Here is a 9,223-nt window from a genome sequence, read left to right as displayed (position 1 = left end):
GTGCTGATCGGCATCGTCTACGGCTACCTGCCGCTGATGGTGTTCCCGATCTACGTCAGCCTGGAAAAGCTCGACAAGCGCCTGCTCGAAGCCTCGGCGGATTTGGGCGCCAGCGCCTTCGAAAGCTTGCGTCGCATCACCCTGCCGCTGTCTGCTCCGGGGATCATTACCGGGGTGATGCTGGTGTTCATCCTGTTGATGGGCGAGTTCCTGATCCCGGCCATTCTCGGCGGCGGCAAGGTGTTTTTTGTCGGCAACGCGCTGGTCGACCTGTTCCTGCAATCGCGCAACTGGCCGTTCGGCAGTGCGCTGGCCATGACGTTGGTGGCGATGATGCTGTTGATCATCGGCGTGTATCTGAAACTGGTGGCGCGCTACGGCGGCCGCCCTGCCGACGGAGGTTTGTGACATGTGGCTGCGCAGCTATTCGACTTCGCTGTACCTGTTCCTCTACGCGCCGATTGCCTTGATCGTGCTGTTCAGCTTCAACGCCGGGCGCAGTGGTCTGGCCTTCCAGTGCTGCTCGGTGCAATGGTTCGGCACCGCGTTCGGCAACCCGTTCATCATGGAAGCCTTGGGCAACAGCGCACTCATCGCCTTCAGTTCGGCGGTGATCGCCACGCTGTTCGGCACCCTGGCGGTGTTCGGCTTGCAACGCTGCGGCACCAAAGTGCGCCTGCTGTTCGATGCCCTGACCTACTGCGCGATCATCGTGCCGGGCATCGTCATCGGTATCTCGACACTGATCGCCTTCATCAGCCTGTTCGACCTGATCAACCCGCTGCTGGCGAGCTGGCTGCCGACGGTGCCGAAGTTGAACATGGGGTTCTTCACGGTGATCGCCGCGCACTCGTTGTTCACCATGGCACTGGTGATGGTGATCGTGCGCAGCCGCGTCGATTCGCTGGACAAGGCCTTGCTGGAAGCCTCCGCCGACCTGTACGCGCCACCGATGGACACCTTCTGGCGGGTGACCCTGCCGCAGATCAGTCCGGCGATCATGGCCGGGTTCCTGCTGGCGTTCACCTTCAGCTTCGACGATTTCATCATCGCCTTCTTCGTCGCCGGTTCCGAAACGACGTTGCCGATCTACATTTTTTCCTCCATCCGCCGCGGCGTGACGCCAGAGATCAACGCGATTTCCACGGTGATCATCTGCGTGTCGCTGGCCCTGCTGTTCACTTCCCGCCATCTGCAAAACCGCCGCACCGGCGTCCAGGAGTCGCACCATGCGTGATCAGCTCTACATCAACGGCGAATGGGTCAGCCCGGACCTGGGCGGCTATCTGGACGTGATCGATCCGGCCACCGAACAGGTCTTCCACCGGGTGGCTGCGGGGACTGAAGAGGATGTCGACCACGCCGTGCGCGCGGCCCGTCGCGCCTTCGACAATGGCTGGGGCCAGACCCGTGGCGCCGAGCGTGCGCAATGGCTGGAGGCGCTGGCCGATGAACTGGAAATCGGCAAACAGGCGCTGGCGGAACTGGAAGTACGCGACAACGGCAAACCCTTGCCTGAAGCGCAGTGGGACATCGGCGATGCCATTGCCTGCTTCCGTTACTACGCCGGTCTGGCCCGCGATCTGGACCAGCAACAGGATCAGCCTCTGGCCTTGCCGGATGAGCGTTTCCGTTGCCGTATCCGCCACGAGCCGATTGGCGTGGCCGGGCAGATCATCCCGTGGAACTACCCGCTGCTGATGGCCGCGTGGAAGGTCGCTCCAGCCTTGGCCGCCGGGGCCACGGTGGTGTTGAAACCGTCCGAGCTGACGCCGCTGACCGCCCTTGAACTGGCAGCCGCCGCCGACCGCATCGGCTTGCCGGCCGGGGTGTTGAACGTGATCACCGGCCTCGGCGCCGACGCCGGCAGCCCGCTCACAGAGCATCCGGGCGTGGACAAACTGGCGTTCACCGGCAGCGTGCCCACCGGGGCGAAAATCATGTCGGCGGCGGCCCGGGACATCAAGAACATCAGCCTGGAACTGGGCGGCAAGTCTGCGTTCATCGTGTTCGATGACGCCGATATCGAAGCCGCCGTGGAGTGGATACTGTTCGGGATTTTCTGGAACCAGGGCCAGGTGTGCAGCGCCACGTCACGCCTGCTGGTGCAGGAAACCATCGCCCCGCGCCTGATCGAACGCTTGGTGGAAGAAACCCGCAAGATCAGCATCGGCCCCGGTATGCAGCCTGGTGTGCTGCTCGGTCCGCTGGTCAGCCAGGGCCAATACGACAAGGTGCTCGGTTTCATCGACCAGGGCCTGGCCAGCGGTGCCCGTTTGCTCACCGGCGGACGGCGACCGGCGCACTTGCGCGAAGGTTACTTCGTCGAGCCGGCGATTTTCGACGAGCCTGGCCACAGCAGCATTTTGTGGCGCGAAGAAGTGTTCGGCCCGGTGCTGTGCATCAAGCGCTTCAAGACCGAAGAGCAAGCCGTGCAAATGGCCAACGCCAGCCGCTTCGGCCTGGCCGCCGCCGTGATGAGCGCTGATTTGCAACGCACAGCCCGGGTCGCCAACCAGTTGCGCGCCGGGATCGTCTGGGTCAACTGCTCGCAACCGACCTTCGTCGAAGCGCCTTGGGGGGGCATGAAACACAGCGGCATCGGCCGCGAACTGGGCCAATGGGGGCTGCACAATTATCTGGAGGTCAAGCAGGTCACCGAGTATGTCAGCGACCAACCGTGGGGCTGGTATTTGAAGTAAACAAGACAACCGCCGCCGCCCTTGTGGGAGCGGGCTTGCCCGCGATGACGCCGGTACATCCAACATCCATGTCGACTGATCCACCGCTTTCGCGAGCAAGCTCGCTCCTACAGTTCCACTGGTCAGCAGGCTTGTGACAACGGGTTATCAACGCGTAACTTGAATGACCTGCCCTGCAAGACACGCCGGAGTTGATCAATGCGCATTGCTTTGCTGTCCGACATGCACCTGTCCGTCAATACGATCCCGTTTCCCGAAGTGGATGCCGATATTGTCGTGCTCGCCGGGGACATCGCCCGGCCGGCCAAGGCCATCGAGTGGGCTAAAGCGTGTCCGGTTCCACTGCTGTACGTGGCGGGCAATCACGAGTTTTATGGCAGTGACCTGATCTCCACCTACGAGCAGCTCAACAGCTTGTCGCAAGGCACGCAGATTCATGTGCTGGAACGTTCGGAATACGTCCACGACGGCGTGCGCTTTCTCGGTTGCACCTTGTGGTCTGACTATCGCCTGCTCGACAGCCCTGAGGATCGGGTGCTGGGTATCGACTTGGCGACTCAGCTGATCCGCGACTTCAGCCACATCAAGATCGCCCCCGATTTTCCGGACCTGTTCACGCCGGCCACTTCCCAATTGGTTTTTCTTCAAACGGTAGCCTGGCTGGAAGACTGCTTCACCCGCGACAGCAGCACGCCCACGGTGGTGGTCTCCCATTTCGCCCCGACACGGTCGAGCATCAGCCCGACGTTTGCCGGTTCGCCGATCAATTCAAGCTTTGTCTCGGACCTCGAAGCGCGGATCAAAGACTGGCAGCCGGCACTGTGGCTGCATGGTCACACCCATGGCAGCTTCGATTATCGGGTGGGCAGCACCCGGGTGGTCTGCAATCCCCGGGGCTATGCCAGGAATGGCATCAATGAAAATCCTGATTTCGATCCGGCCTTCGTGATCGATCTGGAGTTCTGAGGCAACCCACAGAACAACAGTTCCAGCGTATCGAACAGCTCGACATCCTACGGACGGGCCGACAGCACGTCAGGCGCGAAACGTTGCGCGTACTCTCTGGGGCTCACGCCAAGACGCCGGACGAAAACCTTCCTCAGTACGTCGACACTGTGATAACCGCATCGGCGTGCGACCTCCTCCATCGAGCGCCCGCCCAGCTCAAGTTCCCGGCAAGCCGCTTCCAGCCGAACGTCTTCAACGTACCTGGCCGGGGTGGTCTGCAACTCGCGCTGAAAGATCCGTATCAAGGTTCGGACACTGGTAGCAAAGCGGTCCGCCAGGATTTCCACGGTCAGCTGCGAACCGAGGTGCTCACTGATCCAGTGGCACAGCTCATCCAGATTTGAACCGGGCACCTGCTGCGATTGCAGGGCGACGCTGAACTGCGCCTGCCCACCGGGACGGCGCAGGAACAGCACCAGGTTTTTCGCAATGTCCAGCGCGGCGTCATCCCCCAGGTCTTCGCTGACCAGGGCCAAGGCAAGGTCGATGCCCGCCGAGATACCCGCCGAGGTATAGACGTTGCCATCCTTGATCCAGATCGGATTCGGATCGACCTGCACCTTGGGATAGCGCTCGGCCAGGTCGCGCGCCATGCGCCAGTGAGTCGTCGCACGGCGTCCGTCCAGCAGCCCTGCGTCCGCCAGGGCAAAGGCGCCGACACAGATCGAACACACCCGTCGCACGTTTCCGGACCTCGTGCGAATCCATTCGATGGCCGCCCCGTCCAGTTGATCGATTGCCTGCCAGCCCGTCGCCACGATCAGCGTGTCGATTGCCTTGTCGGCATGCCGCTCGTGCTCGAGGGTCGTGTGCGCCATGAGACCGATGCCGGTGCTGCTCGCCATCTGCGGGTCGACACCCGCGCAGACCAGCTCAAGTACGTAGGGCGCGAAGGCGCCGTCGTGCAGAGTGTTCGCCAGGGAAAACACTTCGGCCGGGCCGATCACATCAAGCCCGTCCACGGGTGGCAGGCCCAATATCACGACGCGTTTTGGCGTGCGGCCAATCGATGGCTGGCCGGGTTTCGTCTTGCTGGTCACGGCTGACTCCTGCGCGTTCAAGGTGCCAATATTGGCACAAATCATCCGTAAATAGTCAATTGCGCCACAAGGTAACTCCCTAGAGTGAACGGCAAGTCAACTTTATCCCCGGGAGGCAACATGAACACACCCATCAACATCGGCGGCTTCAGCGCTCCAGACTCCGAGCTCGCCCGCAAAGCCGCTTCGCTCGTGGAGCGCGTCCACTCCAAAGCGCTTTTGCATCATGTGCACCGGACATGGTGGTTTGCCGAATTCCTCGGCCAACGGCGAGGCTTTCAGTACGACCGTGAAACGGTCTACCTCGCTGCACTGTTACACGATCTGGGGCTGACGGATGAGTTCGCCGCCGACCAGCGCTTTGAAGTCGATGGCGCCGATGCCGCCCGTCATTTTCTCCTGGCCAACGGTTATGCGCAGGCAAAAGCCGAACAGGTCTGGGATGCGATTGCCCTGCACTCCAGTGCCGGCATCGCCGACCGCAAACAGCCGGAAATCGCCCTGATCTACCTGGGTGCCCATGTCGACGTCATGGGGCTGCATCTGGATGAAATCACCCCCTCGCTGGTCGACGACACGCTCGCGCTTTACCCACGCATCGGCATGAAAGCGGCCTTTACCCAGGCCCTCGCCGAAGTGGCCAGGAAGAAACCCCACACGGCCATTGGCACCGGGCTTGCGGATGTCGGACGTCGCCACATCCATGGTTTCGATTGCCCGAATGTCTGCGACCTGATCGACAACGCGCCCTTCGACAGCTGATCCGCGCCAATACCTCGTCACCGGCGCAACCGGTAACGAGCGCAGTGCCGCATTGCAAAGCGAGGGCGTATGCGTCGGGTTCTTTTGACCCGCGTATACGTCCAACGCCTTCAACAGCACCGCGTATTGCACTTGCCCCGGCCAAAACGCGCTTCCTGGCGCTCACGGAAAAACATTTCATAGCTCATCACTGGCTCGCCCGGACGGTTACGGGCCATTTGCGCCACGTAGTTGTCGTACTCGGGAACCCCGACCATCAATCGGGCGCTCTGGCTGAACAATCTGACGAACTGCTGCAGTTTGCGGAACATGGATGATCTCTCTGTGAGCGTGGGACCTGGCCCATGAAACCGCGCTCATGTATCTGCAATGTGTCCACATCGGGCGCATTTGTAGTTTCAAGTATCCAGGTTCGCGCCCAATGGAACACCAGCAACCCGCTACACTTTCCTCGCTCCGCCGCTGCACCCGAGCGGCCAAGACCCCTGACTTCTGATCTGGAGGTATCCCATGAGCGACAGCAGCGAACTCACCACCTTTACCGGCTGGGCCGCCACGGCAGCGGGCGCGCCACTGCAGCGCTACAGCTACGATCCCGGCCCGTTGGGAAACGATGAAGTGGAAGTCGCCGTGGAATATTGCGGCGTCTGCCACTCCGACCAGTCGCTGATCGACAACGATTGGGGCATCAGCCACTACCCGTTTATCCCCGGCCACGAGGTGGTCGGCCGTATCGTTCGGGTGGGCGCCCAGGTCCGCGGCCTGGAAATGGGCCAACGGGTGGGCATCGGTTGGTACAAGGGCAGTTGCATGCATTGCTCGTCGTGCATCGAAGGCTCCCATAACCTGTGTCGCACCGTCCAACCGACCATCATCGGCAGCAATGGCGGCTTTGCCGACCGCATACGCTCGCACTGGGCCTGGGCCCTGCCGATCCCGGCCGGGCTCGATCCGGCGAAAGCCGGGCCGTTGTTCTGTGCCGGTTCGACCGTGTTCAACCCGCTGGTGGAATTCGGCATCAAGCCCACTGACCGGGTCGGCGTGGTGGGCATCGGCGGCCTCGGTCACCTGGCGCTGCGCTTCCTCAACGCCTGGGGCTGCGAAGTCACCGCCTTCACCTCATCGCTGAGCAAGCAAGAGGAAGCCAAGCGCCTGGGCGCACACAAGGTGGTTGCCTCGACCGATACCGATGCGCTCAATGCCATTGCCGGCACCCTGGATTTTCTGCTGGTCACCGCCAACGCCAACCTCGACTGGACCGCCATGCTCGCCACCCTGCGCGGCAAGGGTCGCCTGCACTTTGTCGGCGTCGTGCCCGACGCCATACCGGTGCACGTGTTCAACCTGATTCCCCAGCAAAAAGTCTTGTCCGCCTCGCCGGTCGGCTCACCGGCCAACACCGCGATGATGCTGGAGTTCTGCGCCCGCCATCAGATCCTGCCGCAGGTCGAGATGTTTCCCATGAGCCGGATCAACGAAGCCATCGATCATTTGCGCAGCGGCAAGGCGCGTTACCGCGTGGTGCTGGACGCCAGTCAATGACAGACGACCAACGAAGAAAAAGAACGCGGTCCCCTGTAGGAGCTGGCTTGCCAGCGATGGTCGTTAACGATAACGCGTGTGAACCGGATAAACGCGGCGCGCTTGAGTCCATCGCCAGCGGGCTGGCTCCTACAGGTTCCCGGGAGTGCGTGAATGACCTTTTTTGTCCTCAGGGATTAGCCGCCTGCGCCGGCACCTTTGGCATGTGCGGATCATTCCAGGAGAACCGATAGGCTTTGCTGGCCTCTTGCGGGAAGCATTTGCCGTTGTCGGCATCCGCCCCCACGATCGACCAGTTCGCCCGGGAGTTTTCGCCCAGCTCACGGGCCGCTTCGGGTTTGAAGCACTGGTTCAATACATCATCCGGCACCAAAGCGTAGGCCTTGGGGTGTTCGCGCAGATACTGCGCAGCCTTCTCGATGGAGGAGTAGTCCATGCCGAAATGCACGATCGGTTGACGGGCGAACAACCAGTGCCCCTCCTCCCAGTTGACCAGCACCAGATCGGCGCCCTGGGTCATGGTCGCAGCCTGCGCCATGAGCACCTGATCAATGTTGGTGCCTTCCTTGAGCGGTTCGATGAAACCACGGGCGAACCACAACGCGAACCAGGTAGCCACCAGTGCCGGGAACACCCGACGCAAACGCGGGTGCCGTTTGAACCAGCGCTTGAGCAGCCACGGGATCAACGGCGCGGCGACCAGCACCAGACCTGGCAGTGCCGGGTAGATGTACAACTTGCGCTTGCCAGTGCTGATGCAGAAAAACAGCACCACCAGCACCACCCAGCCGAGCACTACCAACACCCGGCCGTCACGCTTTTGCAACTGACGGCGCCAGGCAGGCACCAGCCATGGCAGCACCAGCACCAACGGTAGCCAGTACTGCGGAATCACGTTGGTGAAGAAGTACCAGAACGGTTCGCGGTGATGCCACGCAGCGGCATAGCGGCCTGCGGTCTGGTGCAGGAGGATCTCCCGCGCATAGGCAATTTCGTCGGCGCTGCCATTGAAGGCGATGGACAAGGCCAGGGGCAACAGCCAGATCGCAATCGCCGCGAGCATCACGGCCAACCCCAGCAACCACTTTCGCGCCTCGCCGGGCATGGCCACCACACCGGGCCAGTCCTTGCGCACCGCATAGGCGTAAGGGATCAGCAACAGCGCCGGCAAAAAACCCACGCCTTTGGTGATCACGCCAATGCCCATGGCCGCGCAGCCGGCGTAAAACCAGCACCACGCCGGGCCGAGCAGCAGGTGTCGCGCCAGACCGTACAGGCCCAGGGAAGTGAACAGAATCAACAAACTGTCGATCTGACCGGTGCGCAGGATGCTGTAGGTCTGGTACGTCGCCAGGTACAACAGCGCTGCGTTGCGTCCGGTACGCTGGGTCCACAGGCGACGGCCCAGGTCATAGACCATCGCCGTAACCGTCACCGCCGAAAACAGCCCCGGGATATAGAGGGCAATGTTCGGCTTGCCGGTCAGCCAGGTGAAGAATGCCACCGTCCACATGAAAATCGGCGGCTTGTCGCCGTAGATCTCGGCGGCCCGGTGCGGGATCAGCCACGAGCCGTTTTGCAGCATCTCCAGTGCGACACCGAGGAAGCGCTCTTCGTCGACATTCTGTGCCTGACGCAGCCCCAGTCCCGCGCCGATCAGCAACAGGGCAAGCAGCATCAAGCCCAGGCATTCGACCCTGGGCGACAATGATCTACGCATGGTTTATTCCTTCACGCTTCTGCTTTTGGCAATCAATTGCAGGTTGCGAAAATAGACGATGGAGCCAAACGCCTGCCCGGCGATGAACACCGGGTCCTGGCGGTAAATGGCGTAGGCGAGCAACAAGGTGCTGCCGACGATGCTCAAGTACCAGAAGTTGGTCGGGATCACGCTGCGTTTCTTGTACTCGCTGTACAACCACTGCAGGACAAACCGCCCGGTAAAGGCAACCTGCCCCGCAAAGCCGACCAGCAGCCACAGGGTTTCACGAGACAACATCATCCTTCGATCTCCTGGGCAATGGTGTTCAACCGCGTACGCTTGATCAGCCACCAGACACCGAACAAATCGAGAATGCCGACCAATGCGCGGTCCAGGTTGCCGTATTTCGACACCCCGGCCGTGCGCGGCCGGTGGTTGACCGGGTGCACGATCATGCGGCCGTTATG

At 61.7% G+C, this 9,223-nt stretch carries 10 protein-coding genes and 1 pseudogene; 6 read left to right on the top strand and 5 right to left on the bottom strand.

The window, feature by feature from the left end; genetic code table 11:
* From PMI29_RS06540 to PMI29_RS06555, 4 genes are all read left to right on the top strand, one after another.
* A partial coding sequence (locus tag PMI29_RS06540; RefSeq protein ID WP_033052623.1) for an ABC transporter permease occupies positions 1-408 on the top strand: 408 nt, incomplete at its 5' end.
* 1 nt (position 409) lies between these two features.
* Positions 410-1,237, top strand: coding sequence for an ABC transporter permease (locus PMI29_RS06545; protein WP_008001932.1), 828 nt, complete (start codon positions 410-412; stop codon positions 1,235-1,237).
* Positions 1,230-2,702: an aldehyde dehydrogenase family protein gene (locus tag PMI29_RS06550; RefSeq protein WP_008001930.1), complete on the top strand. Its 1,473-nt coding sequence runs from the start codon at positions 1,230-1,232 to the stop codon at positions 2,700-2,702. The genes PMI29_RS06545 and PMI29_RS06550 overlap by 8 nt, the downstream gene beginning before the upstream one ends.
* A 198-nt stretch (positions 2,703-2,900) precedes the next feature.
* Complete coding sequence (locus tag PMI29_RS06555) at positions 2,901-3,668, top strand: metallophosphoesterase (protein WP_008001928.1); 768 nt, start codon at positions 2,901-2,903, stop codon at positions 3,666-3,668.
* Positions 3,669-3,715: 47 nt separating this feature from the next.
* Here PMI29_RS06555 and PMI29_RS06560 read toward each other — a convergent pair whose 3' ends face one another.
* Positions 3,716-4,750, bottom strand: coding sequence for a GlxA family transcriptional regulator (locus PMI29_RS06560; RefSeq protein WP_008001926.1), 1,035 nt, complete (start codon positions 4,748-4,750; stop codon positions 3,716-3,718).
* A 120-nt stretch (positions 4,751-4,870) separates the two neighbouring features.
* Between PMI29_RS06560 and PMI29_RS06565 the strand changes: the two genes are divergently transcribed.
* The gene (locus tag PMI29_RS06565) at positions 4,871-5,512 is read left to right on the top strand and encodes an HD domain-containing protein (protein WP_008001924.1); all 642 of its coding nucleotides are present in this window, start codon (positions 4,871-4,873) and stop codon (positions 5,510-5,512) included.
* Positions 5,513-5,622: 110 nt separating this feature from the next.
* Here the strand turns inward: PMI29_RS06565 and PMI29_RS06570 are convergent, their stop codons facing one another.
* Complete coding sequence (locus PMI29_RS06570) at positions 5,623-5,823, bottom strand: YbdD/YjiX family protein (protein ID WP_008001923.1); 201 nt, start codon at positions 5,821-5,823, stop codon at positions 5,623-5,625.
* Positions 5,824-6,022: 199 nt separating this feature from the next.
* On the opposite strand from PMI29_RS06570, the gene ahr reads away from it, so the two are divergent.
* On the top strand, positions 6,023-7,054 hold the full coding sequence (gene ahr, locus PMI29_RS06575; protein ID WP_008001921.1) for an NADPH-dependent aldehyde reductase Ahr: 1,032 nt from the start codon (positions 6,023-6,025) through the stop codon (positions 7,052-7,054).
* Positions 7,055-7,223: 169 nt separating this feature from the next.
* Here the strand turns inward: ahr and PMI29_RS06580 are convergent, their stop codons facing one another.
* The 3 genes and pseudogenes from PMI29_RS06580 to PMI29_RS06590 all read right to left on the bottom strand — a co-directional run.
* Positions 7,224-8,774: an ArnT family glycosyltransferase gene (locus PMI29_RS06580; protein ID WP_008001920.1), complete on the bottom strand. Its 1,551-nt coding sequence runs from the start codon at positions 8,772-8,774 to the stop codon at positions 7,224-7,226.
* 3 nt (positions 8,775-8,777) lie between these two features.
* Positions 8,778-9,056 (bottom strand): lipid-A-disaccharide synthase N-terminal domain-containing protein, encoded by a 279-nt coding sequence (locus PMI29_RS06585; RefSeq protein ID WP_008001918.1) that lies wholly within the window; start codon positions 9,054-9,056, stop codon positions 8,778-8,780.
* Positions 9,053-9,223: pseudogene (locus PMI29_RS06590) on the bottom strand (dolichol-phosphate mannosyltransferase); the annotation flags it as partial. The pseudogene PMI29_RS06590 and the gene PMI29_RS06585, both read right to left, overlap by 4 nt.

Origin of the sequence: Pseudomonas sp. GM49 (assembly GCF_000282355.1) — a bacterium.
Taxonomy (GTDB): domain Bacteria; phylum Pseudomonadota; class Gammaproteobacteria; order Pseudomonadales; family Pseudomonadaceae; genus Aquipseudomonas.
The sequence above is the reverse complement of the archived record's forward strand: the minus strand, read 5'-3'. Positions and strand labels throughout refer to the sequence as shown.